Here is a 26,719-nt window from a genome sequence, read left to right as displayed (position 1 = left end):
CCCGCAGGTCACCGGCCCGCCCGTCCCGAGCCCGGTTTATCCCGCTTCCGATGGGTGAGGCTGCCTCCAGCGCCCGACGGGCGGAGCACGCTGCTGGATCGGCACAAGGGGAGACCGGGTGGAACGGGAGCCGCGGACGGCGTTCGTCCTCGGGGGCGGGGGCGTGCTCGGCGCGCACGAGGTCGGCATGCTGCGGGCGCTGCGGGAGACCGGCGTCCGCCCCGACCTCGTCGTCGGAACCTCGATCGGCGCCCTCAACGGCGTGCTCGTCGCGGCCGGGCCGGACGCGGCGGTCGAGCGGCTCACCAGCCTGTGGTCGGACGAGTCCGTCCGCGACGTGTTCGGCTCGCCCGTCCTCGCCCGGCTGTGGAGGCTCGCCCGGTCCGGCACGCACCTGCACTCCAACGAGCCGCTGCGCCGCATGCTGGACGAGCTGCTCCCCGTCCCGTCGTTCGAGGACCTGGACGTCCCGTTCCAGTGCGTCGCCGCCGGGATCGAGACCGCGATGGCGCACTGGTTCACCGAGGGCCCGCTGATCCCGGCCGTGCTCGCGTCGTCGGCCGCGCCGGGGCTGCTGCCGCCCGTCCGGGTGGGGGATCGGCACTACTACGACGGCGGCCTCGTCCACAGCATCCCGGTCAGCCGGGCCGTGATGCTCGGCGCCACCGACATCTACGTCCTGCACGTCGGCCGGATCGAGCGGGACCTCGCGCCCCCGCGCCGGCCCTGGGAGGTCGGCCTCGTCGCGTTCGAGATCGCGCGCCGGCACCGGTTCTTCGAGGAGATGGCGAACCTCCCCGCCGGCCTGACGGTCCACGTCCTGCCCGCCGGGGCCAGGCCGCAGAAGGCGGGAGTCGACCTCGCCCAGGTCCGCTACAGGAACGCGTCCGGGATCCAGGCTCACATCGAACGCGCCTATCAGGCATCTTTGAAGTACCTGAAAGAGCGAGCGTGAGATGCTGCCACCCCGAGTCGTGCGCCGCCTGGTGTGCACGCCACTGCTGTTCGTCCTGACCTTTCTGGTCGTGGTGCTGTTCCCGGCCGCCTTCGTGGTGACGTCCCTGGCCGGGCGGGAGCGCAAGCGGGCGCTGCGCCTGCTCTGCTTCAGCCTCACGTGGGGGACGCGGGAGACGGCGGCCGTGCTGGAGTGCGGGTGGCTGTGGGTCCGGCGCCGCACCCACGACGACCGGCACTACGACATCATCCGCCGCTACGTCGGCGCCCTCTACGCGTCCGCGCAGCGGCGGCTCGGCCTGCGCGTCGAGGTGGACGGCACCTGGGACGGCGCCGGGGACGGGTCCGCCGCCGACCGGCCCCTGATCGTGCTCAGCCGGCACGCCGGGCCGGGCGACGCGCTCCTGATCGTCCACCACCTGCTGAGCGAGTACCGGCGCCGTCCCCGGGTGGTCATGAAGGCGCTCCTCCAGCTCGACCCCTGCATCGACATCGCCGCCAACCGGGTGCCGAACGTGTTCGTCACCCCGGGCGGCGCCGCGGACGCCGTCGGCGAACTCGCCGAGGGACTCCGCCCCGGCGAGGCGCTGCTGATCTTCCCCGAGGGCGGCAACTTCTCCCCGGAGCGGCGCCGCCGCGCGATCCGCCGGCTGGCCCGGATGCGCCGCGCGGACGAGGCGGCCCGCGCCGCCGCGATGCGCAACGTGATGCCGCCGCGGCCGGGCGGCGTGCTGGCCGCGCTCGACTCCGCCCCGTCCGCCGACGTCGTGTTCGTCGCGCACTGCGGGCTCGACCACATGGCCACCGTCGGGGACGTCTGGCGGCGCGTGCCGCTGACCGGACCCGTCCGGGCCCGCTGGTGGCGCGTTCCCGCCGAGGACGTCCCCGGCGACCGCGACGCCCGCGTCAGCTGGCTCTACGAGAACTGGGAGCGCGCGGACGCGTGGATCAGCGCCCAGCGGGCGCCCGCGCCGAAGTGACATCATGGACGCATGGGCGATGAGGGGTCCGTGCGGGTCGATCTGTGGATCTGGTCCGTGCGGCTGCTGAAGACCCGCTCGATGGCGTCGACCGCGTGCCGGGCGGGCCACGTCCGGGTGAACGACGAGCGCGCCAAACCGTCCACCTCGGTCAAGCCGGGGGACGTCGTCAGGCTCCGCCACGACGGGCGGGAGCGCATCGTCGTCGTGCAGAAGATCATCCGCAAGCGGGTCTCCGCGCCCGTCGCGCAGGAATGCCTGATCGACAAGAGCCCGCCCCCGCCGCCGCGCGAGGCGCTCATCCCGATCGGCCGCCGCGAGCGCGGCGCGGGCCGTCCCACCAAGCGCGACCGCCGCGAGCTCGAACGCGTCCTCGACCGCTACCGCATCCTGAACGAGCCCCCGAAGGACGACTAGGAGCCGGTGGCGTAGCGGCGGTCGGACTCCACCGCCGACGCCACGTCCCGCGGGTAGGTGCGCCGTGCCCCGAGCAGCAGCAGGCCGTTGGCCAGCAGCGGTATCAGCGCCAGCAGGAACACCCGGTCCAGGCCGACGCCCGCCGCCCGGCCCGCTCCGAGGACCCCCGACAGCCAGCCGAACAGCACCGGCGCGACCGCCTCCCCGGACATGCGCACGATCGTCCGGATGGCCTCCGCGCGCCCCCACAGCCGGAAGTGGACGACGTCCAGCCGCACCGCGTCCAGCGGCGGGTTCGCCGCGGCCAGCGCGGCGCCGGCGAGCGTGAACAGCGGCAGCGCGACCAGCGCCCGGTCGGTGAGCAGCGCGGGCAGGAACAGCAGCGCCGACACGGCGAACGCCACGCCCGGCACGCCGACCCGCGCCGTCACCCGGCCGCCGCGCAGGAGCCGGTCGGCCAGCCGCCCGCCGACCAGCACCCCGGCGAGCGCGGCCGCCCCGACGACCGGCAGGAACGCCGACAGCCCGCCCTGCCCGACCGCGTACCGCTCCAGCACGAAGACCAGCGCGAACGTGCGCATCCCGGCGAAGAAGAAGTAGCCGACCGCGGACGCCACGATGATGATCACGTTCGTGCGGATGGCGAGCACGTACCGGGTGGCCTGCGCCAGCGTCATCAGCTCGGGGTCCTCGGCCAGGACGCTGCGCGGGTCCGGGCGCACGCCCGCCCGGTCCACCTGCCGCTGCGCGAGCTCCTCCCCGCCCCGCCCGCCGGAGGCCCCCTGCGCGCCGCGCGCCGGCTCGGGAAGCATCCTCCACAGCAGCACGGCCAGCACGAACCCCAGGCACGCGACGAACCAGAACGAGACCCGCCAGCTCGCGAACGCGGCGATGTTGCCGCCCGCCAGGAGCCCGAACCCGACCCCGACCAGCTCTCCGGCGAGGATCCGCCCGTACGTCGCGGCCCGCTCCTCGGGCGGGAACAGGTCCCCGATCAGGGACGCCACCGTGGGTCCCGCCGTCGCCGTCACCGCGCCCAGCGCCACCCGGGACGCCAGCAGCCACTCGTACGACTCCGCCAGCCCCCCGAGGACCATCGCGGCGCTCCACAGCACCACGCTGCCCGCCAGCAGCGGCACCCGCCGCACCCGGTCGGTGAGCTGCCCCACCGGCACCGTGGCGACCGCGCCGACCGCCGCCGGCGCGGCCGTCAGCACCCCGACCTGCGTGTTCCCGATGTGCAGGGAGGTGCGCAACTCGTGGACGATCGCCCCGATGACCCCGGTGTCCGCCGCGTTCAGCGCGAGGACGCAGGCCATCAGCACCACGACGCGCGCCCGGCGCCTCCCGCCCAGCCGGTCCGCCAGCGCGGTGCTGATCCGCCTCCACGGCCGCGGGGCCGACGCCGGTGCCATTGCGCTCTAGTGCCCCCCGCGCGGGCGGGGTATGTCCCGGCCGCGACCATGATGACCTGCGGTTCCGCTGCCCGCGTCCCGCCTCGGGCGTCAGTCTCCGCGTGCGCCGGGGGGCGGAGCGATGAGCGCGTACATCAGCAGGATGCACAGCGCGATGGTCAGCACCGACCAGAGCGGGAACGCGGCCAGGAACGCCAGGTGCCCGATGGCGGCGAGGAAGGCGAACGCGACCCCGACCACCCGCGCCCACATCTTCCCGGTCAGGATCCCCACGCCGACGACGATCTGCAGGGCGCCGAGGACGAGCCAGTACCAGCCCCACGCGGTGAAGTCGAAGACCAGGATCTGGTTGGAGTTCGCGACGTAGTAGTTGTCCTTGAACAGGGCCACCACCCCGTCGATCACGTTGAACGCGCCCACCACTATGGAGAGCACCCCCGCGAAGGTGAGCCATCCGGAGAGCTGGTAGCTCCGGCCCGTCGAGACCGACCGGCCCCCATGGGTCATCCTCGTCGTCATGAGACCTCCCGATCGAGCTGCATGTTCATGTCGAGAAGTCCCCTTTGTTGCATATTAGGCAAACCATGCCGCTTAAGTATTTGACGTCCCTTTGAGGCAAACGTGGCGACGGTGTGCCCGGGCCGTCCGCTCCGCGTGCGGTCTCGGCGCCGCGGCCCGCCCAACTTGCACAAGAACTATTGCGCAATACTTCTTGCGTATGTGACGATGGCCGCATGACCGACCCGAACGACGTGCCCAAGGTGACCGACTCGCGAGTGCTGGCCGCGATGTCGCACCCGCTCCGGCGGCGCCTCCTGGACGTCCTCAAGGTCCACGGCCCGTCCACCGCCAGCGCTCTCGCCGACCGGACCGATCAGGCCGTGGCCAACATCAGCCACCATCTGAAGGTGCTCGCCGCCGCCGGCCTGACCGTGGAGGCGCCCGAACTCGCCAGGGACCGCCGCGAACGCTGGTGGCGGCTCGCCGCACCGGAACTCCGCTGGGTCACCGGCGACTTCGACGACGACCCCGCCCGCCAGGCCGTGGCCGGCGCGGCGGTCTCCCTCGCCCTCGACCGGCAGATCGGCCTGGTCCGCGCCTGGCACGCCGTCCGGGAGCAGCGGGGGGCATGGAACGGGGCGGCCTTCTCCGTCGACAAGTGGCTGCACCTCACGCCCGCCGAACTGGGCGAGCTGGAGCAGGAGCTTCTCGCGCTGCTCGAACGATGGGAGCGGCGGGACGTCCCGGACGACGGCCAGGCCCGCGAGCCGGTCTTCCTGTTCGCCCACGGCGTCCCGGCCGAACCGTGACCACCGCCCCGACGGCCGTCGCCCCCGCGCGCGGCGGCCCGGGCGGGCGCCGCGACTTCCGCCTCCTCTGGATCGGCCAGGCCACCGGCAGGCTGGGAAGCAGCGTCACCGGCGTGGCCCTTCCGCTGGCCGCGGTCGCCGTCCTCGACGCGAGCACCTTCCAGGTGGCGCTGCTCTCGGCCGCGGCCTGGGCGCCCTGGCTGCTCCTCGGCCTCCCGGCGGGCGCCTGGGTCGACCGCCTGCCGCGCCGGCCGGTGATGCTCGCCTGCGACCTTCTGGCCCTGCTGCTCTTCCTCAGCGTCCCGGCCGCCGCCTGGCTCGACCGGCTGACCATCGCCCACCTGGCGGCCGTCGCGCTCGGCGCCGGCTGCGCGAGCGTGTTCTTCCAGACGGCCTACCAGGTCTACCTGCCGTCCCTGCTGGACCGCGGCGAACTGGCCGCAGGCAACGCCAGAGTGCAGGCGACCGAGGCCGCCGCCCAGGTCGGCGGCCCCGGACTGGCCGGACTGGTCATCCAGTTCGCGGGGGCGGTGAACGCCGTCCTTCTCGACGCGGCGAGTTATCTCGTCTCGGCCGCCTGCCTGCTGGCGATCCGGACCCGCGAACCCCGCCCCGCCCGCGACCGGCGCGGGACGCTGCGGCAGGAGATCGCCGAGGGCCTTCGCTTCGTGGCCCGCGACCCCTACCTGCGGGTGCTGACCCTGTTCTCGGCCGCCAGCAACATCTGCCTGTTCGGATACCAGTCGATCCTGGTGGTGTTCCTCGTCCGCGAGGTCGGCGTCAGCCCGGGCACGGTCGGCGCCCTCGCCGCCGCGACCAGCCTGGGCGCCGTCCTCGGTGCGGCCGCGGCATCCGTCCCGTCCCGCCGCTTCGGCTCGGCCCGCACCCTGGTCGCCGCCGAGACGGGCGCCGCGCCGTTCGGCCTGCTGGTCCCTCTCGCCGCACCGGGCGCGGGGCTGCTCCCGGCCTTCGCAGGAGGGTTCGTCATCGCGGCGGGCGTCGCCGCGGGCAACGTCCTCAAAGGGACCTTCCGGCAGGCCTACAGCCCCCGCCCGCTGCTGGGCCGGATCACCGTGAGCATGCAACTGGTCAGCTACGGCACCATCCCGCTCGGCGCCTTGCTGGGCGGCGCCCTGGGCGCGACTCTGGGCGTCCGTCCCGCCATGTGGATCACTACGGGGGCGCTGGCGCTCACAGGCCTGACGCTCCTGGCCGGCCCCCTCCGCCACGACCGAGACCTCCCGTCGCATCCTGGCTGAGCGCGGGATTCAGTCTGGCGATCCAGGTTTGCGCGCCAGCATGAGCCGCCCCCGCGGACTGCCGTCCTCACGCGTCCCCAAGGCCGCCAACGGGACGGTCGTCACGCTGAACCCGGCCGCCGCCAGATCGCTCCGGAGCGCGTGCAGCGGGCAAGTCCGGTAGTACATGACGAACGGGGGACGCCACACCGCGTTCCGGACCCGCATGACCAGATCGAACCCGAGCAGCGCCCAGTACAGGCGGGACATGACGGGCGGCGGCGCCCCGACGGGGAAGGCGAAGAGCCCGCCGGGCCGCAGCGCTCGGTACACCCCGGCGAAGAGCGCGGGCCGCTCGCCGGGGAGCAGGTGACCGAGCGCCCCGAAGGTGACCGCCAGATCGAAAGCTCCGTCGAAGGGCAGGGCCCGGACATCGGCCCGCACCCAATCGGCTTCCGGATGAGCCTGCCGCGCCTGCTCCAGCATGCCCGCGCTGAAGTCGACGCCCGCACTGCGCGCATCGCACAACCGTCCGAGCACCCGCATGCCCGCACCCGTGCCGCAGCACACGTCCAGCCCCCGACCGAACGGCCCGTACGGCAGCAGCGCCTCGGCGGTCGCATCGAGGACCCTGTCGGGCGTCCGAAAGGGCGTCTCGTCGAACTTCGGCGCCAGCAGGTCATACCCGCGCTCGACCGAGGACAGCGCCTGAACCGCCAACTCCCGCAAGGAAGGGCCCCGAGCCGAGAACACGTCCCAACCCTACTTCCGGGAAGCCGGAAGCCCGCCCCTCACTCCTCGGCACCGCGGTCGCGCAGCGTCGCCACCCCGTCCCCGTCGAGGTCGGCGCAGTGCTCCGTGCGTCCGGTCATGGCCATGATCAGGGAGAGCGTCGGGCCGGACACCAGGGGGCCGGAGCCGGTGCTGAACGGTCCGTCGGTCGCGGTGAGCCGCAGCCCCTCGATCCGGCCCTTGGCCAGGACGACCTGGTCGGAGCCCTGGTAGTACTCGGCCAGCGCGGTGAGCGTCGTGACCGGATGGTCCCGGCGGATGCCGAGCGGCCGCCGGATGTCCTCACCGTGGACGACCGTCTCGCCCAGCATGGCCATGATCGGGAGCGGCGGCTTGACGGTGCTGGTGACGGTGCGCCCGAACCGCTCCAGAGTCTCGGCGGGGGACGACCCCAACTGCTCGTTCAGCCGCATCAGCACCTGCCTGTCGAAGTCGAAGCGGCAGCGGATCACCCCCGCCATCCACCGCACCGGCCCCAGGCTCGCCCCCGCGGTGAGGTGCGCGAGCACCTCGCGCACCGACAACCCGGCGCACAGCGACGGCGTCGCCCACCGCGACTCGGTCAGATCGGCGAGGTCGGCGGCCAGCGCCGCCCGCTCGGCGTGGACGAGCTCCCACAGCTCTGCCCGCGTCGGCTTGCCAGTCCTCGGCTTCGTCTCGCTCATGTCGGCTCGTTTCCGCTGCGATCGGTGACCTACCCGGTCCTGTCCTACGTAGAGACCACCGCGCGCAGCCGGATTAATCGTCCGTGCCGCACCGGCTGCGAATCCCCCGCTCGGCGCCCTCGGCGTCTGGGCCACGTGAACGGAGGGTGAGGAGGACGCGGCCGGCGGCCGCGCCCTCCCTGTCGGTGCCCGGTGACCTACGAGTCGCGGCTGACGAATGACCAACCGATCTTCGCCGTGTCACCGATGATCTTCAGGTCCCGCTCCAGGCTCGCGCAGCGCGCGTCCTCGACGTCGCACTCGGCCCGCCGGAACAGGAACCTCTCGCTCTGCGGTTCGAGCCCGATGCTCTCGTTCCCGAACGTGCTGTACATCCCGGGCCTGCCGATCGTCGTCGCCCAGTCCCACTCGCTGTACTCCGAGGGGGACAGGACGTCTCTCATCAGCCCCCGGTCGAACTCCAGCAGTGGCCGGGGGTTGCTGATCGACATCTGCCCGCGGACCACGTGGACCACCTCGACGAACTGGTCGAGGGTGCCCTTGCGCAGGACTCTCCCGCGGGGGGTGGCCCGAGGATCGTCGGAGCCGCGGCTCGCGTCGACTCCCCGGCCGTCCTCCATCGTCCGGACATGGAGGAGGCGGAACGGGACGCCGTTCCTGCCGATCCGCCACTGCCGCATGAGCGGCGCCCGGCCGTTCTCCAGGAACATCAGCGCCGCTCCGACGGCGGCCGTCGGCACGTACACCGGCGAGATCGCCCCGGCGATCAGCAGATCCAGCGCCCTCTTCTCGGCGCTGAGGGTCCAGGCGGGTCCGGTCAGTCTCGCTCCAGGGAGGTCCGGGAGCATGTCCCCGATCGCCCTGAGCCTTTGCTGCACGGCATGCAGCTGCTTTTGATCGTTCATTTCGTTTGCGGGCGCCGTTGACGTCGGCGCCCCTCCTTCGTCCCCGACCGTGCCCGGGGGCCGGAGAAGCGCTACCGGCGCTGGTCGTCAGCGCCCGCGGCGAGCGGGCCCAGAGATGATCGGAGGCCGGGGACGGCGGGGCGGTCAGGTCCGTACGGGGGCGGGTGGGATGTCGGCCAGGCAGGAGGTGCCGGGGATCCGCAGGTCGCGGATGAAGCCGGTCTGGATCGCGGCCACGCAGCCGCTCGGTTCCTGTTCGGGCACGTGACCGACGTTGGGCACCTCCACCACCGCGGCGTGGCGGAACTGGCGCGCGGCCTTCCGGCCCATGTCCGTCGGTGTGTTGGCGTCCAGGTCACCGGAGACGACCAGGACCGGGACGTCGGGGAACGGCCCGCCGGTCGGCTGCACCGGGCCGTGGCGGTCGGGCCAGCGGACGCATGCGTCGCCCTGGTCGTAACTCATGCTGGTCCAGGCCGTCTTGCCGAACGGCCAGTAGGCCTGCTCGGGCAGTGCCGCGCGCCCGGCGGAGAACTGCCGGAGGCGGGTGGCGACCGGTGCTCGGCGGTTCCACAGCGTCGGGTAGTCGTTGCACATCACTGCCGCGGCCAGTTCGGGATTGAAGGGCTGCTCTTCTCGGCGGAGCGCCGACCCGCTCAGCGGCGCCGCCCGCCGGGCGGCGGCGACCAGCGCCGTGGTGTCGCCGTGCAGGGCGTTGCGGACCATCGCGGGAACGTCGCCGATGCCGGTGGGGGCCGACTTGGCCGAGTCGTAGACGATCGCGGCCAGTGCGGTGTCGTCCAGCAGCCGCTGCCGGCCGTCCAACGTGTAGGGGAGCGGGCGCCCGCGCAGCCGCCGGGCGAGCCGCGCGACGTCGCGCAGGACCCGGTCGCCGTCGCAGGCGCCGGCGCTTCGCCGGCACATCAGTCGCAGCGCCCGGCGGGCGGCGCTCGCGTTGGGGCGCGCCCACATGTCGAAGTCGAGCGGGTAGGCGCTGGAGAGCACCACCGAACGCACGCGGCCGGGATGCCGCTGGGCGTAGACGGTCATCAGGTAGGTGCCGTAGGACTCTCCGAGCAGGTCCAGCCGCTCGATCCGCAGCCCGGCGCGGACGGCGTCGATGTCGTCGGCGGTCTCGGCCGAGGTGTAGCCGCGCGCGCGAGCCCCGAGCGTCCGGCCGCACTCGCCGATCGCCCGTACGAACCCGTCACGGGTGGCGGGCAGCGAACCGAGGGCCCCGCAGGCGACCGGGTCGGAGCGGTTCACCCCGCGTGGATCGACCAGGAGCAGGTCGTGGTCCTCCAGCAGGCCGCGGAACATCCGCGCGTACCGGGAGGCGGACGCGATCGCGGAATCGCCGGGACCTCCAGGGTTGATCGTCACCGTTCCCCGGGCGGGCCGGGAGGCGTCGCGGTGCCCGATCCACGCATAGGCCACGGTGGTGCCGCCGAGTTCGGGACGCGCCCGTACCAGCGGCACCCGCACCGTCCCGCACACCGCACGGGGCACCGGCGCACACCCGGCCGGATCGCTCCGCGGCGCCCCGGTCCCCGCCGGCGCGGCGGCGATGCCGCCGGTCGCGATCACGGCGAGCGCGGCGCCCAGCATTCCCGCCGTCCTGAAGATGAGTCGCATGCGGGGAGCATGATCGCCTGCCGGCCGACCGCGCATCGTCCCGCAAGGGGAATCCGCCGCCGATACCCGAGAGGGACCGGCATTGCGAGGCCACCGCGTGGCCGGACGGTCGCTAGCGATAGTGCAAGCGGGTCCCCCGGACCCCACAAACCAAAGGGACGGTCTGACCGTCCCCCAGCAGTCAGGAGAAGATCCATGACGATCGTTCAGCACTTCACCGGTGCCGCCCTCGGGAACGGCGAAACCGGCACGACGGTCATGTTCAGCGCCTCGCTCAACGTGTCCGGTCCCGAGGAAGGGCTGCGCGCGGCCCTTGCCGAGGCGGGTGACTGCTTCGGCTCGGACGCCGCACTCAACCTGGTGGGAAGCCACGTGAACCCCCCGGACCGCTACTCCCTGTTCGACGTCGCGGCGGTCGTGAGCACCACGTCACCGCAGATCGACGAGCACGTCGGCGCTGTGCCGGTCTTCGTCACCGCGAACAGCATGCGGGAGCTGGAGCGTAGGGCACTGCTGAAGGCGAGTGGGTGGTTCCGCTCTGGCGCCGTGCTCTGCGTGGTGTCGAGCCGTGTGGAGAAGACGCCCGAATGGTGGGACATCAAGGACCCCTTCCTCGGAAGGTTCTACATCGCGGAGGGTCCGCGGCCCGCCGCGGGAACGCGCACGTGCGTGCTCACTCTCGAAGACGTGATCACGGGGAACGACATCCAGCAGATGGAGCGCAGGGCGCGGCACGAAGGCCGTCAGTTCTTCGGTCCTGACGCCGAATTCCGTGTCAGGTTCCGGGACGTGTCCACCACGCCCGAGCGCCTGGGCACCACGGACCGCTTCTTCTCCATGTTCGTGGAGGTCGAGGCGGTCCTGAGCTGCCCCCCGCAGTTCGACGAGCGACCCTGCACGAGGTTCCCGGTGGAGAGCGTCACGGGGAAAAGCATGCGGCAGATCGAGCGCAGGGCTGTCCACAAGGCGCGTCAGTTCTTCGGACCTGGCGCCGAGTACCGTGCGGTGTTCAAGGAAGGCGTGCGGAGCACGCCGTCCTACATCGAGACCGAGGACCGCTTCTACGCCCGCTCTGTGGTCGTGGAGGTGCTCCTGAACGAAGCCGCGCAGGCCGACGAGCCCGCCGGCGAGCGCGTGCTGACCCTCTTCGACACGATCCGGGGGAACAGCAGGCGGGAACTGGAGCGCAATGCGCTCCGCGAGGCGAAGCGGCGTCTCCGGGGGCGGGTCGCCCCCGGAGCCGAACTCCGCGTCAGGTTGAGGGACGGGTCCTTCGGGGCCGCGTCCGAAAGGCGCTACGCCGCGGCCTCGTACTACGCCGCGGTCGTGGACGTCTACATCTCCGGGCATGCCGCGTAAGCGGCGTCCCGCGCACAGGTGGCCCTTTCCGGATCCTTCGGGAAGGGCCGCCTCTCGTTATGGCAGGGGGCGGGTCGCCTGCACGAACGAGACCCGGCCAAAGCTCCGGTCGGCGTGCGCGACCTCCCGGGCGTCGTCGAAACCGGCCCCGGCGAGCAGCGCGACGACGCCGTCGCCGTGATCGGACACGGCCGGGCCGTGCGCCCGCCGGGAACGCTTCGGGCGGGTCAGGTGCCGGAGAGCGTGGACGAGGCCGCGGCCGTGGCCATGCGAGTGGTGGCCGGCGTCCTCGGCATTGGGCGAAGGCCCGCCGAAATCGGCGATGGTGACCGTTCCTCCTGGACGAAGGGCACGCAGAGCGGCGCGCGCGAACGCGCTCCGACCGTCGTCGTCGAGGTGGTGCAGCGCCAACGCCGAGACCACATGGTCGAGCGAGGCGTCCTCGGCGGGGAGGCGGTCGGCGTACCCCTGAACGAGGGTGAGGTCGACGCCGCGGCGCCGCGCCTTGCGCGCGGCCCTGCGAAGGGCGTCCGCGTCGGGGTCGAGGCCGGTCACCCGCGCGGCGGGCTGGGCCGCGAGCACGGCGAACGACAGGTTGCCCGTCCCGCAGCCGACGTCGACCACCGCCTCGCCCGGCCCGATGCCGGCGAGCCGGGCCGCACGCTCGTGCAGTGCGCGGACGCCGGCCACCCTGGAGAAGACGTCATAGAACGGGAGGAGCCAGGTCTTGCCCGCCCCGGGCAGGAACGGGCGGCCCCGCTCCTCCTCGGTCCGCTGATCGAGGATGCGTACGTCCATGGGTGCCCCTTCGCGTCCGGTGGCGGATCTGCCGTCCCCTCCAAGTCTTGGACATTCCGCGGCTCCCCAGCAGCACATACCTTGGGCGTCATGGGACATTCTTCGGTCGGCACCATGCTGGGCCCCCCGTCGAGGCTGCGCACGACACGGTTCGACGGGACGCCCGTCTACCGCTACCAGCAGCGCCCCGGACTGCCTCCCGTCACGGTGACGCGCTTCGACGCCGAGAACGCTCATGCCGACCTGCCACCGGACCACCGGCACGCCCACGACTTCCTCGTCCTCGTCTACGTCGAGGAAGGCGCGGGCTCGGTCGCCATCGGAGGCGTCCAGCGGCCGCTGCGCACCGGCGAGGTCCACGCCGTGTCGCCGGGGCAGGTCATCGGCGTCGCGGAGGTCGCCGAACTCGCCCACAGCCGGGCGTGGTCGGTGGCGTTCACACCGGACGCCGTCCCCGCCCTGGCCTCGGTCTCCCCGTTGACCTGGACGCACCATCCCCTGCTGGCCCTGTTCGCCCCCGGCGCGGGGCACGGCCGGGTCGCCGAATCCCACCGGGCAGGGTGGTCGGCGCTCCTGGCGGACCTGGCCGAGGAACTCGCCGACCCGAGCCGTCTCGGGGCCCGCGAGGCCGTCTCCGCCACGCTCACCCGGCTCCTGGTCGCGGCCGCGCGGCTGGCGCCCGCCGCCCCGGGCAGCCCGGACCCCCTCGTCGAGCAGGTCTTCGCCGAGATCGAGGCGACGTTCCGCGAACCGGTCTCCGCCGCGGACGTCGCCCGCGCGCTCGGCTACACCCCCGGACACCTCACGACCGTGCTCCGCAGGCGCACCGGCCGCCCCCTCCTCGAATGGATCACCGAACGGCGCATGATCGAAGTCCGGCGGATGCTGCGCGAGACCGATCTGCCGCTCGACGCCGTGGCCGCCCGGACGGGACTGCGCGACGCCACCTATCTCGTCCGCCGCTTCCGCAACCGTTACGGCGTCACCCCGCAGCGATGGCGCCGCGCCGAGCGGGCCTGGCCATGACGACGCGGCCGGCGGACCTGCCCGGGCCGCGGACGCGGGAGGCGACTCCGAGATCGAAACCGGCTTCTTCATCGTGAAGGGAGAGGTGGCCCGGGTCTTCGAGCTGCTCGACGATCAGACGCACCGCGATCTCATGGCCCAGGGCAGCGTGCTGGTCGAGCACTACCGCTTGGACATGCTCGCCGTCGGCGAGAGCATTCAGCGCTGGCTCAACGACTGCAAGCGGGGGCTCACAGCCGTCGGGGTCTAGCCTCGGTCAACGACGCGTCAGGGGGCGGGTGCCCGGCGATCCGAGGGGAGCGATCATGAGCGGTGCCGCGGAGCAGCGAACCAGACCGAGCGGCAACCGCCCGGCGAAGGTGAGTTTGTTCTTCGCCGGCTTCGGCGTCGCGGCACTGGCGAACTTCGGCACGGGCATCGCCTGGATCAACCCACCGGTGTTCGTCGGCCTGGCGATCCTGTCCGCACTGGCGGCGATCATCGCCGGGCATGTCGGCCGCTTCCGGGGCCGCCGCCTCGACGGGGACGGGCGCGGAATGGCGCGCTGGGAATCGTCCTGGGCTGGCTGCTGATCCTCGTCTGCGTGCTGGCGGTCGTCCTGGTGCTGGGGCTCATCACCGGCCTGGCCGTGCTCTCCGATACCGCCGGCAGTGGGTGACGGGCGTCCCCGAGGAGATAGGCGATCACGGAATGCAGCCGACGGCAGCGATGCGTCACGACAGCTCTCAACTATCTCCGTTTTCGCGGGCATCGGCCGTAAATGACAATGAAAACGATTAGCGAACTGAAACGATCTTTCGTATCGCTTGGGTCACGCTCCTGTGAGCGACTGGAAGAACCGATCAGAATCCGGACGTTTTCGGTTACGTTTACGGCCATATCGGGCCCCCTCGCAAGGAGTACCCCCATGCGCAAGAAGACGCGCCGTCTGGCCACCACCGTGGCCGCATCTGCCCTGCTCGCAGGTGGCCTTGGCTACCTGGCCGCCCCGGCCATGGCCTACACCGAGAAGTGCACCAGCAACCAGGACACCACGATCGGCACTCCTGGCACCAACGTCAGCGTCCACATCAAGCTGTGCATCGTCGACAGCGGCGGCTACCACCAGGCGGTCGCCTACGGAACCTTCAGCGGTGGAGGCGGCACGACCGACAAGTTCGACAACTTCGACCTCAAGGTCCGGGTGGAGCGGTACGACTCGGTCTACGACACCCACACCTGCGACTTCACCAGTCTGATCAACAACAACAGCAGCAGCGCCATCTCCTGCGGCTGGGCCGTCTCCGGTTCGTCCTACAACTACGGATGGAGCGCCGACGGGGCGGTGAACTACGACATCAACCTCGACGGCCTGGGCGGCAAGACCTGGAACCTGACGGGCACCCCGACCATCTACTGAGGCGGGAACACCCCGGAACTCCGGACGAGGCGTCCCTCCACCCGGATGGACGCCTCACCGCACACCGGGGGCCTGGAGCCGCCCCCGGAGCGACGGGCGCCATGATGCCCGTCGGCGTTCGTGATGAGCGGCAGGGACGTCAATGACCGTCCCCCATGCACGAACGAGAAGGCCGAGCCCGGCGCCGACGTCAGGCACCGGATGCGAACGGACAAGCGCCCGCCGCCGGCAGGGCGGTGCCGCCGTGCCGCCGGCCGCCCTTGGCGGTACGGTCAGGCGATCGTTGGTCGCATCGGAGGACGTCATGGCGGGTCCTGCACCTGGGCAGATCGAGCACTATGTGCAGATGTTCAAGCAGTTGAACAACCTCTCGGAGTACTTCTCCATCGAGGAGAACCTGTCTTGGACGGTGGTGCGCCCTCACGAGGCGCAGTTGGCCGTGGAAGATGTAGTACGCCGATTGCACGGCGAACCGGACGCCATCACGACGGACTGTCCCGCTGATTGCATCGCCAACCTCGAATACGACGACCTGGCCGAGACGGTTTTCCTTGAGCAGCGCGGCGACGCGATCATCATCGTGGGATTCGGCGCCGACATCGCCGAGGAAGAGACGCTCCGGAGGCTCAGCCAGAACGCCACCGTCCATTCGGTGTTCTGGGCTATCAACAACTTCAACAGGCTGTACTACATCGTCGATGGCGCGGTTGTCACCGAACTGGACACGCTGTGCCCCCTAGACCGGTGGGGCACCGACCCGGAGGCACTGACCGACCACCTCGATGCGTTGCGCGAACTCCACGAGCGTTCCGACCCGGGCCCGGACTGGGAGACCGCGATGGCCACCCTGGAGTCGTTGACCGGCCAGCGCCTCGACCCTGACTGGTTCACCCGTCCTCAACTGCTCGCAAAGGTGAACCGCAGTTAGCCGCGCCCCCGAGGCTTACAACGTTTCACCCGGTCCCAAACGGCGCCGGACACGCCTCGACCCGCAACGCTGCTGTCATGCCCGCTTTCATCAAGTGAGAGTCCTACGGCGCGTGCCGCCGCCAGGTTCGGAGTTTCGGCAATGCTCTTCGACGTCGCCCGCAGCGAACACGTCAAATTCTTCGGCGAGGATCGGCTCGCCACCCTGCCCGCCACCGCCTTCCCACCCTCCGCCGCGAGCACGGATGGCGCCCGTCTCCTGCAGACCGTCGGCGTACCCACCGGGACGCTCTCGCTGCGCGAGCCCGACGAGGAATCCGGTCGGCTGGCCCTCGTCCGGGAGGTCGTCAACGCCGAGGACTTCGAGGACGCGGGCGAATGGCCCGTCATCGGCTGGCTGCTCAACGCCCACCTCGCCCTCGACCCCGTTTCCGGCAAGGTGCACGCCTTCGATCCCGACGAGGAGACCGCGCAAGAACTGCACACGGACGTCTCCTCCCTCGTCCAAGTCACCTTCCGTTTCCAACGCCTGCTCGACGAGTTCACCTTCAGCGGCGACGAGGAAGCCGAGTTCGAGCGCTTGGACCGTGAGGTCGCGCTTATCTGCCAGGAGACGAGCAGCATCGACCCGCTCCCCTTCCAGGACGACGAGACCGTCTGGTCGGTGGTCGGCGACGAGATCGCCGCGGGCCAGCGCTTCAAGGGCAACAGCCCGGGAGCCCGCTCGCTCTACCAATAACCGCTGATTGGGGCCGTCGAGTCGTTCTTCGGGGCCCTAGGGCCCTAGGGGCCGGGAATCGCGCTCCGTAGCGTTCCTGCTGATCAGTCGAGGGACTGATCTGAGCGAGGAGTGATCCATGCGCCAGACTGCGATCCTGATCGGCCTTTCCGCGGCCGTGGTGACGGCCGGAGGGGTGATCTCGGCGACGACGCTGGGCCCCGCGCCCTTGAAGGCGACGTCGATAGGCGCCCAGGAGGCCGCGGAGATCGTCGTCCACGTGAGGCCGGAAGGAGAGGCGGGGACGTCCGCCAAGCAGGGGAACACCGTCTCCTCCATGGCCGAGGCGGAGAAGCTCCTGGAGGACAAGGAGGCGTCCAAGGCCACGGTGCTCGTCAAGGGCGGCACCTACAAGGACGAGGAGTTCGAGTGGGACTACTCCCCGGCGGGCGGGGAGTTCACCGTCCGGCCCGAGGCGGGGACGGGACGCGTGGTGTTCGACGGCGGCGGCCGCGACGGATACTGGGCCATCGTGCGGCCCGGCGCCGCGAAGATGCACTTCAGAGGCATGACCATCCAGAACTACACCGCGGGCGGCATCCTGTTCAGGGGCGACAAGGCCACCCGCAAGAAGATCAGCGGCGGTTCCGTCCAGGACATGACCTTCCGCAGGATGGGCACCAAATACGGTTCCGGCACGGAGGGGTACGGCGCCGTCCACATGTACTACTCGTGGAACATGAGGATCGAGAGGAACAACTTCTGGAACCTGGAGAACGACACGGTTCTCAGCCGCATCCACGGCGTCTACTTCTCCAACGGCGCCGGGAACAACTCCGTTTCAGGCAACGCCTTTTACAAGGTCAGCGGTGACCCGGTGCGGGCCAGCGACGGTGCGAGCGGAAACCAGGTGACCGGCAACAAGTTCCAGACGACCGGCTGGTACGGCCTGTTCTCCTACTTCAAGTTCGACCGCGACCCGGTGTGCGGGAAGAACAACTACTTCGCCGGCAACACCTACGGAAAGGTGTATCCCCGCCCCGGCCGCAAGAAGAGCTTCAAGAACCAGCCCGTCGATTGGGACAAGCGAGGAAAGCCCGGCGCCTGCAAGCCGGACCCGATCAAGGTCGGTCCGGGCAACCGGTACCGCCCCGGCCAGCGCATCAGCATGGTGGGCACCGCAGGATGACCCACATCGCGGCTTCGCTAGGTGACGGACGCACAATGCTCGTGTGACCCCACCCAGAATCCGCGTGGCCGCCTACGTGATCAGACATCGTGCCGCTCCCGAACTCCTCGTCTTCGACCACGTCGGCATGCCGCAAGCCGGCACCCAGGTCCCCGCCGGCGGTGTCCGTCCCGGCGAGGACCTGGAACAAGCCGTCTTACGCGAGGTCTTCGAGGAGACAGGCCTGCGCACCGCCTCGGTGGTCGAGCAAATCGCCGTGGAGAACAAGCCTCACCCCGAAACCCACCAGCCGCGCAGGACCACGTACTTTCACCTCCAAGCGCCCGCAACCACGGCAGACGCGTGGAACCACACGGTACGCAGCAATGGAGACGACGCCGACCTGACCTTCGCCTGCCGCTTCCAGCCGCTACCACTGAACCAGCCCCTGGCAGATGATCAAGACGCCTGGCTGGACCGCATCGACCCCCGATGGGCCACCACGACCGCCGCACGCCGATGACCTGCGATTTTGCCGTCTCACATCACGGTGAGGGTGCTGATCAGCTATTCACTGGCCTGCAGCATTGCCGACTCGTACCCTCGGCTTCGTGATGCGGGTGACGTGGTTCGGCCGGGTGGCGCGTGGCTAGGCGGCGATACGTGGCTCGTGGTGTCCCCGGCGGCTACCGCATCTGGGACAACCGCCGCCGCAAGTGGTGGGGAGAGGTCTACGAGCTCTGTCCGGACGACCTCCTCACCGAACTAAACGGCGATGCGGACCACCAGAAGGTAACCGCCCTACTTCGCCGCTACCGAGCAACGAAGCGATAGCAAAGGCGGGCGGCTGGGGGACCGAGGTGTGGGCAGGGGCGGGGCCGAACCGCCGACCTTCCGCTTTCCAGAAGTAGCAACCTTGCTGCGGCGGGGGCGTCCACCGAGGTCAGATGGTGCCTGACGTACGCCCGTGGCGCCGGTCGGCCGCGGTCGTTGGCCTCACCGATCGCCCCGCCAACGCCGTTCTTCCAACCGCCGGACGTGCCGCTCGTACTGCCCGGCACGGCGCCGCTGGTCGCGGTCGATGAGCGAGTCCGAGGGTTGACTGCCACCGCCAACTCGCACACCTCGACCCCGAACAGGTCGGCATCGCCGCTCGCCTGGTCATCGCCACCGGCGCCTGGAAGGGGCACAACCCCCAACCCGTTACCTGGTCGAGCGACCGGGACTCCCGCCGGCAATAGCTCCAGGAGTCCAAGGCGTGCAGGCGGGGCGTCGGTTGGCAAGAACAGGCCCCTCGAAATCGGAGACGGACCAGCGGCCGGCCCGGCCGCTGGTCACGTCCCTGTTCAGTGCAGGCGGGCCTTGCGCAGCAGGCCCACGAGGCCGTGCGTCTCGTCGTTCGGGCCGGCCGAGAACCAGACGGCGTCGGTGCCACCGGTCGTCGCTGTCCCGCGCAGGAGCGACCACAGGCCGTCGATCTCGATCGGGCGGCCGTCCGGCCGGCGCAGCGCGCCCCGCCAACGGCCATGCCGGGTGAAGGCGTTGATCCGGCCGTCCCCGAAGTTGCCGACGAGGACGTCCCCGGCGAAGTCGCCGAATGATCGGGGCGCGATCACCAGCCCCCACGGCGCGTTCAGCGGACCGCGGGAGGCGAAGCGGTGATGGAAGCGGCCGAACCGCCGGTACTCCACGACGAAGCCGAGCCCGGGGCCGGGGACGTCGTCCTCGGCGTCCGCATCCTGCTTGGCGTAGGTGACGAACACGGAGCGGCCGAGGACGGCGACGTTGAACGGCGCGAAGCCTCGTGGGATCGACGGGTCATTGAAGCGCCCGCGGGGCAGCCTGAGCCGCCGGAACCTACCGTCGAAGACGTCGATGCGTCCGTTGTGGAAGTCGGTCGCCAGCAGGAACGCCCCATGGCGGGTGTGCAGCAGCGCCAGTCCCTTGTAGATGGCGCCTCGCGCGCCCGCCACGCGAACTGCGGTGGTCCCTGTGTTGCGGTTCCATGCGGTGATCGCGCCGCGCTCGCTGCTGAAGATGAAGTTGGCCGGTGCGCCCTTCACCGCGAAGTCGTCGGTGTCGTTGAAGACCTCTCCGGTGGGCGCGCCGCCCTCGATGGTGACTTCCAGCGCCTGCTTCGTCACGCCGTTCGCGCCGCCGGCGTACACGGTGGCGACGCCGGTGCCGTTGTTCGCGGCCCACAGCGGCCCCTTCGGGCCAAGCGCCAGGCCCCATGGATTGACGAGCTTGGGGTCCCGAAGAGGCGCCCGGCCCGGGATGTCGGAGACCAGGTCGGTCTCGGTGAACCGGGTGCGCCAGCCCAATTCGTCGGTGCGGTTCTGGGTTCCGGCGGACGCGGGACGGGTCGGGGCCATTCCTGCCAGCAGGGCTAGGGCGGCCAGGAGCATACCTAGAGTTCTTCGCATTCAGATCTCCCCTGGATCGATCAGCGGGTCCGGTCGGACCGCGGCGATAATTACCCCTGGCAGGTTCGGCGAATCCGGCCGCCGCACCCCGCGACGGAATCCTGACCAACAACGACGGCTGCTTTACGTTTTGGGGCGATCAGTGCCCCGCCCCGTAAACCCGAGCCCGAGGAACCAACCTCATGAGCTGGAAACCACCAAACGCGGCCCGCCCGGACAGCCAACTCGCGGGGTGAGCTGCAGGAAGGCAGGCAAGGGGGCCGTCCACGGTCAGAGCGCCGGAAGCCCCGCGGCAGCGATCGCCCCGCTTTCGCCCGCCCAACCACGCACGGCGATCGTCTCGGACCTCAGCCATGGGATCGGCGCGCGAGCCAGGAGATTGATGCGCTCACACAGAGCCTGGGTGGCGGCGTCAGATGCCTACACCTTTGCAGTAATTCCCTCTTACTGGATTGGCGAGCCACTGGACATTGCGATCTGCTCCGCATGAATCTCGCGAGAGAAATTCTGCGAGCTAGATCAACATCATGTATTCAAGGGTTCTGGCCCCGTTCAGCTAAAGCTCGGTGTGGCGTCAGGATGTCCTTGTCCAGGAAGGTTGGCCCGAAATGTCGCCAAGAACGCGCGCGAACCCGGCTCTGCCCGATCCGGCGTACCCGCCGGCCAGGGCGAGTGTGGTCGTCGCGATGCTGCCACTCGTAGCTCGGCCTATTGGCGGGGGACCGTCCGACCTCTGCCTGCGCCGGTTGCCGTCAAGCACAACGCCCCGGGCCGTGTGGCTCCGGGGCGTTGTTGCGGTCTTGGAGGTGGGCAGGGGCGGGGTCGAACCGCCGACCTTCCGCTTTTCAGAAGTAGCAGCCACCCTGCTGCCACACCGGCGACCAAGGTCAGACGGTGCTCGACGTGCGCCCGCGGTGCTGCTCGGTTGCTGTCGTTGCCGTCAGGGTTGCCGTCACCGGTCAGTGCTGTCAGGCGACCTTGATCGAGTGGGGGCCGACGCTGACGGTGATGTCCACGTGGCCGCCGAGTGCGGCGGCGTAGGCGCGGAGTGTCTCCAGTTCCATGGCTTCGAGGTCGCCGTTCTCGATCTGGGAGACGCGGGACTGGCTGACGCCGAGGATCTGGGCGACCTCGGCTTGTGTCTTGCCGATGGCCTTGCGGAGTTCTTTGAGGTGGTGGCCGGCGACGTAGGCGTCCAGTTCGGCACGGGCCTGGGCCCGGCGCCCGGGGTCGGCCAGTTCGGGGTTGCGGCGGTGTGCTTCGGCTTTGATGTCCTGCCAGCGGCGTCCGGTGCTCATCGTCCGGCCTCCTCGTCCTTCGCTGCCCGGTACTCGGCGTAGCGGGCTTCGGCCAGTGGGATCGCCTCGTCGTACCAGCGTGACCACTGCCCGGCCTTGTCTCCGGCCACCAGGAAGATCGCTGCCCGATCTGGATCGAAGACGAACAGCATGCGGATCTCCGATCGGCCTCGGCTGCCGGGCCGCAGCTCCTTGAGGTTGCGCAGCTCGCTGTGTTCCAGTGTGTCGACCAGCGGTCGTCCCAGCGTCGGCCCGACCTCGGCCAGCCTGTCGATGGCCTGCTCGATCAAGGCCGCGCTGTCCGTCTCGGATTCACACAGCTTGAGGAACCAGCTCTCAACCGGTTCGAGGAGGATGACATCCCAGGGCACTCGACCAATATAACCTCTGGCTCATACTGCGAGGTTGACCGTCCGCTTCCTGATGACGTGCGTTGCCGTCAAACACAACGCCCCGGGCCGTGTGGCTCCGGGGCGTTATCGCTGGTCTTGGAGGTGGGCAGGGGCGGGGTCGAACCGCCGACCTTCCGCTTTTCAGGCGGACGCTCGTACCGACTGAGCTACCTGCCCAGGACGCGCGTCGGCGCGTCTGGCGGTCCTGACGGGATTTGAACCCGCGGCCTCCACCTTGACAGGGTGGCGAGCACTCCTAACTGCTCCACAGGACCTTGCGTCTCCGAGCCTATCGGCTCTGGAGGGGTGTCTTGGCCGGTGTGTCCGGCGCTTGGCGACGTCCGAGAGCATACGCGATGGCCGAGGGGGTCGCCAACTCGATTACCCCGGGCGGGTGAGGGGACGATCCGGGCGGGGAGAAACAGGGCGGACAAGAGTGTTTCGTGTTTGTGCTTGGGGCTCCTACTCTGTCCGAGTTGCGCAACGGTGCGTGATCGGAGGGTGGCGCTGTTCCCCCCTTGCGGGGGCGGCTGTAGAGAGGAGGCCGCGTGGTCGCGAAGCTCCCAGACCAGAGCGCGGAGGACTACCAACGCGGGCTTGGGACCCGCCAGATCCAGATGCTGGCCATCGGCGGGACGATCGGCACCGGGCTGTTCCTGGGCGCCGGGGAGAACATCGCCAAGGCCGGGCCCAGCCTGATCCTGACGTACGCCGTGGCGGGGCTGGCGCTGTTCTTCGTCATGCGGGCGCTCGGCGAGCTGCTGACGTACCGGCGGGCGGAGGGCGGGTTCGCCGGGTATGCCCGGGAGTTCCTCGGGCCGTTCTGGGGTTACGCCACGACCTGGACGTACTGGATCATCTGGGTGACGACCGGGATGGCGGAGCTCACCGCGGCCGGGAAGTACATCCAGAAGTGGTGGCCGGGCGTCGAGCAGTGGCAGACGGCGCTGGTGGCGCTGGTGGTGCTGTTCACGGTGAACCTGATCTCGGTGAAGCTCTTCGGCGAGCTGGAGTTCTGGTTCGCGATGATCAAGGTCGCGGCGATCGTGATGATGATCCTGGTGGGGCTCGGGGTGCTGGTCTTCGGGTTCAGCGACGCCGGGGACACCGCGCGGGTCGGGAACCTGTGGGACCACGGGGGCGTGTTCCCCGAGGGGGCCGGGGCCACGATCATGACGCTGCAGATGGTGATGTTCGCCTACCTGGGCGTCGAGCTGGTGGGCGTGACGGCGAGCGAGGCCAAGGACCCGGAGAAGAACATCCCGCGGGCGATCAACGCGCTGCCGGTGCGGTTCGCGCTGTTCTACCTGGGGTCGCTGCTGGTGATCCTCGCGGTGGTGCCGTGGACGGCGTTCAAGGGCGGGGCGAGCCCGTTCGTGCTGGCGTTCGACCGGATCGGCATTCCGGGCGGGGCGGACATCGTCAACTTCGTGGTGCTGACGGCGGCGCTGTCGTCGTGCAACGCGGGCGGGCTCTACTCGACGTCCCGGATGCTGCGGACGGCCGGCGTCAACGGGGACGGTCCGAAGGTGCTCGGACGGCTCAACGGGCGCGGTGTGCCCGTGCTGACGGTCGTCATCTCCGCGCTGGTCATGGGGATCGGCGTGGTCGTCAACGCGGTCGTGCCGGAGAAGGCGTTCGAGTACATCACGTCTGTCTCCACCGGTGGAGCGCTGCTGGTGTGGACGGTCATCCTGCTCGCGCACATGGCCTACCGGCGGCGGTCGGCGGCCGGGGAGCTGCCCAGGGCGCCGTACCGGATGCCGTGGGCCCCGTACACGAACTGGGCCGTGCTGGCGTTCTTCGCCTTCGTCACAGTGACGATCGCGTGGGAGGCCGACACGCGGATCGCGCTGTACGTGATGGCGGCCTGGGCGGCGCTGGTCGTGGTCGGCTGGCCGTTCGTCCGGCGTGGCTCGCAGGAGGCGCGGGTCCCCGTTCCGCTCGCGGAGGAGAGCACGAGCGCCTGATAAGGGCATCCCACGGCGGGGAGGCGCCCGCCGTGGGATGATCCCTCTCGGCGGTTCCTTCCCTCCGGAGGCGCGCGTGACCAGCATGCTTGAGATCCGGGTGCGGTGGGTCCTGCTGGTCGTGGTGGGCGTGGCGAACGTCATCGGTTCGCTGGTTGTGCTGCTGTTCGCGACGTTCGTGGTGCCCGATCCGCCGTTGGACGACCGCGACTACGTGCATCTGGTCAACGCGGTGGCGTTCTTCAGCTATCCGGTGGTCGCGGCGCCGGCGGCGCTCCTGTGCGGTCTGTGGCTGTGGCGGCCCGTGGTCACGTTCGTCCGGGACGGGGGAGAGCCCGACCGGCGGCAGCGCAGGGCCGTGCTTCTCGGGCCGTTGCGGCTGACGCTGCTCGTCGGGGCGCTGTGGGCGGTCGGCGCGCTCGGCTGGGCGGCGCTCGACCTGATGCTGTTCACCGGACGGCTGGCGGTGAAGACGGGGCTGACGTGCCTGCTCGGCGCGGGCACGACCTGCACGATCGTGTACCTGCTGTCGGAGCGGCTGCTGCGGCCGGCGGCGGCGCTGGTGCTGGGCGCGGAGCGTCCGAAGAGGCTCCGGCTGCCCGGGGTGACGACGCGGGTGATGCTCGCATGGGCGCTCGGGACGGCGATCCCGGTGTTCGGGCTGATCTGCGTCGCGATCGCCGCGCTGGCCTCGCCGGACATCAACGTCACCCAGCTCGCGATCACGATCCTCGGCCTCGGCGGCGCCGCGCTGCTCGCGGGGGTCTGCGTGATCTACATGGCGACGCGGGCGATCGCCGACCCGATCAAGGCGGTGCGCAGCGGGATGGCGCAGGTCGAGCGGGGGGACCTCGGCGCCGAGGTGGACGTGTACGACGCGAGCGAGGTCGGGCAGCTGCAGGCCGGTTTCAACCACATGGTCGCGGGGCTGCGCGAGATCGAGTGGCTGCGCGACCTGTTCGGGCGGCATGTCGGCGAGGAGGTCGCCGATCTGGCGCTGGAGCGCGGCGTCGTCACGCTCGGCGGCGAGACGCGCGAGGTGGCCGTGCTGTTCGTGGACCTGACCGGGTCGACCCGGCTGGCCGACACGCGCAGCCCGGACGAGGTGGTGGGGCTGCTCAACCGGTTCTTCGGCGTCGTGGTGTCGGCGGTGGCGAAGCACGGCGGCTGGATCAACAAGTTCGAGGGGGACGCGGCGCTGGCGATCTTCGGGGCGCCGACGCAGGTGGAGGACTCGGCCGGCGGGGCGCTCGGCGCGGCCCGCGAGCTGGCGGTGCGGCTGCGCGCCGAGGTGCCCATGCTGGACGCGGGGATCGGCGTGTCCGCGGGCCCGGTCGTCGCGGGGTACATCGGCGCGGAGGAGCGGTTCGAGTACACGGTGATCGGCGATCCGGTGAACGAGGCGGCCCGGCTCAGCGACCTCGCGAAGGACGAGGAGGGGCGGGTGCTCGCCTCGGCGGCCGTGCTGGAGCTCGCGCACCTCGCCGAGTCCGACGAGTGGGACCTCGGGCGGTCGGTGACGCTGCGGGGGCGGAGCCGTCCGACACGGCTGGGCACGCCCCGGCGCCCCGCGCGTCCCGTGGTCCCCGCGCCGCGGCCCGGGCCGGAGACGACGGGACGGGCGAGGTTCCCGCGCCCGCTCAGGCGCAGCAGGAGGCTGCTGTTCGGCGCGCTGGTGCTGGCGAAGGCGGCCAAGAGCGCGCGGGCCGAGGGGCCAGGCCTCGCGGAGGAGCCCGGAGGGGATTCCGGCGGTCCGGCCGTGTCTGACTCGTCCTGACGGGACCCGCTGCGTATCGTCACCTTCGGTACACGGTCTGCTACCGATCCGTTACTCCGGCGTCATCGGACGGTCCGAGGGTTGGGGGCGGACAGCCCCGGCTCCCGAGAGGTGACTGATGCACCGGCGGAATCGTCTCGCGCTCATCGCCGTCCTGGCCACCGCGGCCGTCGCCGCCCCGGCGGCGCCCGCCGGCGCCCGGCCAGGCCCCGACCCGCTCCTGTCCGCGCTGCCGGGCGCCCCGGAACCGCGCCCGCGCACCGCCCCGGTCCGGGCTCCGGTTCCGGACGCCGGCGTCCTGGACGTCGCGCACCGCGGAGCGTCCGCGTACGCGCCGGAGAACACGCTGGCGGCGTTCCGGCTCGCCCGGGCCAGGAAGGCGGACATGTTCGAGCTGGACGTCCAGGAGACGAAGGACCACCAGCTCGTGATCATGCACGACACCACCCTCGCCCGGACGACGAACGCCGAGGAGGTGTACCCGGGCCGCAGGCCCTGGAGGGTCGCCGACTTCACCCTCGCCGAGATCGGGAGGCTGGACGCCGGCGGCTGGTTCGCGAGGAGGTACGCGGGCGAGCGCGTCCCGACGCTCGGCCAGGTGCTGGCGGCGATGCGCGGGCAGGGCCTCGGTCTGCTGCTGGAGATCAAGAGCCCGGCGCTCTACCCGGGCGTCGAGCGGCGCATCGCGGCGGAGCTGAAGCGGTTCCCGTCCTGGCTGCGGTACGACCCGCGGGGGCGGCGCCTCGTCGTCCAGTCGTTCGACTGGGCTTCGGTGCGCCGGTTCCACGCCGTCCTGCCGAAGGTGCTGACCGGCCTGCTGGGCACTCCGAAGACCGCGGATCTGCCGAAACTCGCGAAGTATGCGGACCAGGTCAATCCGCCCTTCGGCGGCCTGACCGGGTCCTACGTCGACGCGGTGCACGACGCCGGGATGGACGTGCTCACCTGGACGGTCGACGACCCCGGCGACATGGAGCGGGCGATCGACCTCGACGTGGACGGGATCATCACCAACCGGCCGGACGTCCTGCGCGGCGTCGTGGACGACTCCGGCGAGCGGGCGGCCTGATCAGGCCGCCCGTCGAGCGCGTCGCGGGCCTCGGCGGGCCAGGGGACGGGCGGGAGGGCGGCGTGCTCGGCGAGCCGGGCG

27 protein-coding genes and 2 tRNA genes are annotated in these 26,719 nt (G+C 70.9%); 17 read left to right on the top strand and 12 right to left on the bottom strand.

Annotated features, from left to right (window positions below; genetic code table 11):
• The first annotated feature begins 118 nt into the window (after positions 1 to 118).
• Genes AB0K37_RS21825 through AB0K37_RS21815 form a run of 3 tightly spaced genes read left to right on the top strand, consistent with a single transcriptional unit; the run spans position 119 to position 2,351 of the window.
• Positions 119 to 955, top strand: a complete 837-nt coding sequence (locus tag AB0K37_RS21825; protein WP_363983862.1) for a patatin-like phospholipase family protein — start codon at positions 119 to 121, stop codon at positions 953 to 955.
• A gap of 1 nt (position 956) precedes the next feature.
• A complete protein-coding gene (locus tag AB0K37_RS21820) occupies positions 957 to 1,934 on the top strand; it encodes a 1-acyl-sn-glycerol-3-phosphate acyltransferase (protein ID WP_363983860.1) in 978 nt (325 codons plus the stop codon).
• Between the two features lie 12 nt (positions 1,935 to 1,946).
• The gene (locus AB0K37_RS21815) at positions 1,947 to 2,351 is read left to right on the top strand and encodes an RNA-binding S4 domain-containing protein (RefSeq protein ID WP_363983858.1); all 405 of its coding nucleotides are present in this window, start codon (positions 1,947 to 1,949) and stop codon (positions 2,349 to 2,351) included.
• Here AB0K37_RS21815 and AB0K37_RS21810 read toward each other — a convergent pair.
• Positions 2,348 to 3,766: an MFS transporter gene (locus tag AB0K37_RS21810; RefSeq protein ID WP_363983856.1), complete on the bottom strand. Its 1,419-nt coding sequence runs from the start codon at positions 3,764 to 3,766 to the stop codon at positions 2,348 to 2,350. The two genes, AB0K37_RS21815 and AB0K37_RS21810, sit on opposite strands and share 4 nt — an antisense overlap.
• A gap of 90 nt (positions 3,767 to 3,856) precedes the next feature.
• A complete protein-coding gene (locus tag AB0K37_RS21805) occupies positions 3,857 to 4,285 on the bottom strand; it encodes a hypothetical protein (RefSeq protein ID WP_363983854.1) in 429 nt (142 codons plus the stop codon).
• A 215-nt stretch (positions 4,286 to 4,500) separates the two neighbouring features.
• On the opposite strand from AB0K37_RS21805, the gene AB0K37_RS21800 reads away from it, so the two are divergent.
• On the top strand, positions 4,501 to 5,076 hold the full coding sequence (locus AB0K37_RS21800) for a metalloregulator ArsR/SmtB family transcription factor (protein WP_363983852.1): 576 nt from the start codon (positions 4,501 to 4,503) through the stop codon (positions 5,074 to 5,076).
• Positions 5,073 to 6,335, top strand: coding sequence for an MFS transporter (locus AB0K37_RS21795; protein WP_363983850.1), 1,263 nt, complete (start codon positions 5,073 to 5,075; stop codon positions 6,333 to 6,335). The genes AB0K37_RS21800 and AB0K37_RS21795 overlap by 4 nt, the downstream gene beginning before the upstream one ends.
• A 9-nt stretch (positions 6,336 to 6,344) precedes the next feature.
• Here the strand turns inward: AB0K37_RS21795 and AB0K37_RS21790 are convergent, their stop codons facing one another.
• From AB0K37_RS21790 to AB0K37_RS21775, 4 genes are all read right to left on the bottom strand, one after another.
• Positions 6,345 to 7,034 (bottom strand): class I SAM-dependent methyltransferase, encoded by a 690-nt coding sequence (locus AB0K37_RS21790; RefSeq protein WP_363983848.1) that lies wholly within the window; start codon positions 7,032 to 7,034, stop codon positions 6,345 to 6,347.
• A gap of 71 nt (positions 7,035 to 7,105) precedes the next feature.
• Entirely contained in the window at positions 7,106 to 7,771 is a 666-nt protein-coding gene (locus AB0K37_RS21785) for a maleylpyruvate isomerase family mycothiol-dependent enzyme (protein WP_363983846.1), read from the bottom strand.
• A 197-nt stretch (positions 7,772 to 7,968) separates the two neighbouring features.
• Entirely contained in the window at positions 7,969 to 8,619 is a 651-nt protein-coding gene (locus tag AB0K37_RS21780; RefSeq protein ID WP_363983844.1) for a sugar transferase, read from the bottom strand.
• A 201-nt stretch (positions 8,620 to 8,820) separates the two neighbouring features.
• A complete protein-coding gene (locus AB0K37_RS21775; RefSeq protein WP_363983842.1) occupies positions 8,821 to 10,311 on the bottom strand; it encodes an alpha/beta fold hydrolase in 1,491 nt (496 codons plus the stop codon).
• Positions 10,312 to 10,506: 195 nt separating this feature from the next.
• Between AB0K37_RS21775 and AB0K37_RS21770 the strand changes: the two genes are divergently transcribed.
• A complete protein-coding gene (locus tag AB0K37_RS21770) occupies positions 10,507 to 11,670 on the top strand; it encodes a hypothetical protein (RefSeq protein WP_363983840.1) in 1,164 nt (387 codons plus the stop codon).
• A 57-nt stretch (positions 11,671 to 11,727) separates the two neighbouring features.
• Here the strand turns inward: AB0K37_RS21770 and AB0K37_RS21765 are convergent, their stop codons facing one another.
• On the bottom strand, positions 11,728 to 12,468 hold the full coding sequence (locus AB0K37_RS21765; RefSeq protein ID WP_363983838.1) for a class I SAM-dependent methyltransferase: 741 nt from the start codon (positions 12,466 to 12,468) through the stop codon (positions 11,728 to 11,730).
• A gap of 90 nt (positions 12,469 to 12,558) precedes the next feature.
• Between AB0K37_RS21765 and AB0K37_RS21760 the strand changes: the two genes are divergently transcribed.
• The 8 genes from AB0K37_RS21760 (at position 12,559) to AB0K37_RS21725 (ending at position 18,229) form a co-directional block, all read left to right on the top strand.
• The gene (locus tag AB0K37_RS21760; protein WP_363983836.1) at positions 12,559 to 13,494 is read left to right on the top strand and encodes an AraC family transcriptional regulator; all 936 of its coding nucleotides are present in this window, start codon (positions 12,559 to 12,561) and stop codon (positions 13,492 to 13,494) included.
• Positions 13,495 to 13,567: 73 nt separating this feature from the next.
• Positions 13,568 to 13,744 carry a hypothetical protein gene (locus AB0K37_RS21755; protein ID WP_363983834.1) on the top strand — a complete coding sequence of 59 codons (177 nt, stop codon included), beginning with the start codon at positions 13,568 to 13,570 and terminating at the stop codon, positions 13,742 to 13,744.
• Positions 13,745 to 13,799: 55 nt separating this feature from the next.
• Positions 13,800 to 14,066, top strand: a complete 267-nt coding sequence (locus AB0K37_RS21750) for a hypothetical protein (RefSeq protein ID WP_363983832.1) — start codon at positions 13,800 to 13,802, stop codon at positions 14,064 to 14,066.
• A 335-nt stretch (positions 14,067 to 14,401) separates the two neighbouring features.
• Positions 14,402 to 14,893 carry a hypothetical protein gene (locus AB0K37_RS21745; RefSeq protein ID WP_363983830.1) on the top strand — a complete coding sequence of 164 codons (492 nt, stop codon included), beginning with the start codon at positions 14,402 to 14,404 and terminating at the stop codon, positions 14,891 to 14,893.
• Positions 14,894 to 15,239: 346 nt separating this feature from the next.
• Entirely contained in the window at positions 15,240 to 15,821 is a 582-nt protein-coding gene (locus AB0K37_RS21740; protein WP_363983828.1) for a DUF6461 domain-containing protein, read from the top strand.
• A 141-nt stretch (positions 15,822 to 15,962) separates the two neighbouring features.
• Complete coding sequence (locus tag AB0K37_RS21735) at positions 15,963 to 16,559, top strand: SUKH-4 family immunity protein (protein ID WP_363983826.1); 597 nt, start codon at positions 15,963 to 15,965, stop codon at positions 16,557 to 16,559.
• Positions 16,560 to 16,677: 118 nt separating this feature from the next.
• Entirely contained in the window at positions 16,678 to 17,727 is a 1,050-nt protein-coding gene (locus AB0K37_RS21730) for a right-handed parallel beta-helix repeat-containing protein (protein ID WP_363983824.1), read from the top strand.
• A gap of 64 nt (positions 17,728 to 17,791) precedes the next feature.
• On the top strand, positions 17,792 to 18,229 hold the full coding sequence (locus tag AB0K37_RS21725) for an NUDIX domain-containing protein (RefSeq protein WP_363983822.1): 438 nt from the start codon (positions 17,792 to 17,794) through the stop codon (positions 18,227 to 18,229).
• A gap of 823 nt (positions 18,230 to 19,052) precedes the next feature.
• Here AB0K37_RS21725 and AB0K37_RS21720 read toward each other — a convergent pair.
• The 5 genes from AB0K37_RS21720 to AB0K37_RS21700 form a co-directional block, all read right to left on the bottom strand.
• Positions 19,053 to 20,132: a TIGR03118 family protein gene (locus tag AB0K37_RS21720; protein ID WP_363983820.1), complete on the bottom strand. Its 1,080-nt coding sequence runs from the start codon at positions 20,130 to 20,132 to the stop codon at positions 19,053 to 19,055.
• A 968-nt stretch (positions 20,133 to 21,100) separates the two neighbouring features.
• Entirely contained in the window at positions 21,101 to 21,430 is a 330-nt protein-coding gene (locus AB0K37_RS21715; RefSeq protein ID WP_363983819.1) for an XRE family transcriptional regulator, read from the bottom strand.
• Positions 21,427 to 21,801 (bottom strand): type II toxin-antitoxin system RelE/ParE family toxin, encoded by a 375-nt coding sequence (locus tag AB0K37_RS21710; protein WP_363983817.1) that lies wholly within the window; start codon positions 21,799 to 21,801, stop codon positions 21,427 to 21,429. Before AB0K37_RS21710 ends, AB0K37_RS21715 begins: the two co-directional genes overlap by 4 nt.
• A gap of 124 nt (positions 21,802 to 21,925) precedes the next feature.
• A tRNA-Phe gene (locus AB0K37_RS21705) sits at positions 21,926 to 21,999 on the bottom strand.
• A gap of 20 nt (positions 22,000 to 22,019) precedes the next feature.
• A tRNA-Asp gene (locus AB0K37_RS21700) sits at positions 22,020 to 22,097 on the bottom strand.
• A 273-nt stretch (positions 22,098 to 22,370) separates the two neighbouring features.
• On the opposite strand from AB0K37_RS21700, the gene AB0K37_RS21695 reads away from it, so the two are divergent.
• The 3 genes from AB0K37_RS21695 (at position 22,371) to AB0K37_RS21685 (ending at position 26,638) form a co-directional block, all read left to right on the top strand.
• Positions 22,371 to 23,792, top strand: coding sequence for an amino acid permease (locus tag AB0K37_RS21695; RefSeq protein WP_363983815.1), 1,422 nt, complete (start codon positions 22,371 to 22,373; stop codon positions 23,790 to 23,792).
• Between the two features lie 85 nt (positions 23,793 to 23,877).
• A complete protein-coding gene (locus tag AB0K37_RS21690) occupies positions 23,878 to 25,569 on the top strand; it encodes an adenylate/guanylate cyclase domain-containing protein (RefSeq protein ID WP_363983876.1) in 1,692 nt (563 codons plus the stop codon).
• 118 nt (positions 25,570 to 25,687) lie between these two features.
• Positions 25,688 to 26,638, top strand: a complete 951-nt coding sequence (locus AB0K37_RS21685) for a glycerophosphodiester phosphodiesterase family protein (protein WP_363983813.1) — start codon at positions 25,688 to 25,690, stop codon at positions 26,636 to 26,638.
• Positions 26,639 to 26,719: the final 81 nt, after the last annotated feature.

This window comes from Actinomadura sp. NPDC049753, from assembly GCF_040674655.1.
GTDB classification, from domain to species: domain Bacteria; phylum Actinomycetota; class Actinomycetes; order Streptosporangiales; family Streptosporangiaceae; genus Spirillospora; species Spirillospora verrucosospora.
Note: the sequence above shows the minus strand (reverse complement) of the source record. Positions and strands in the feature narration are given on the sequence as shown.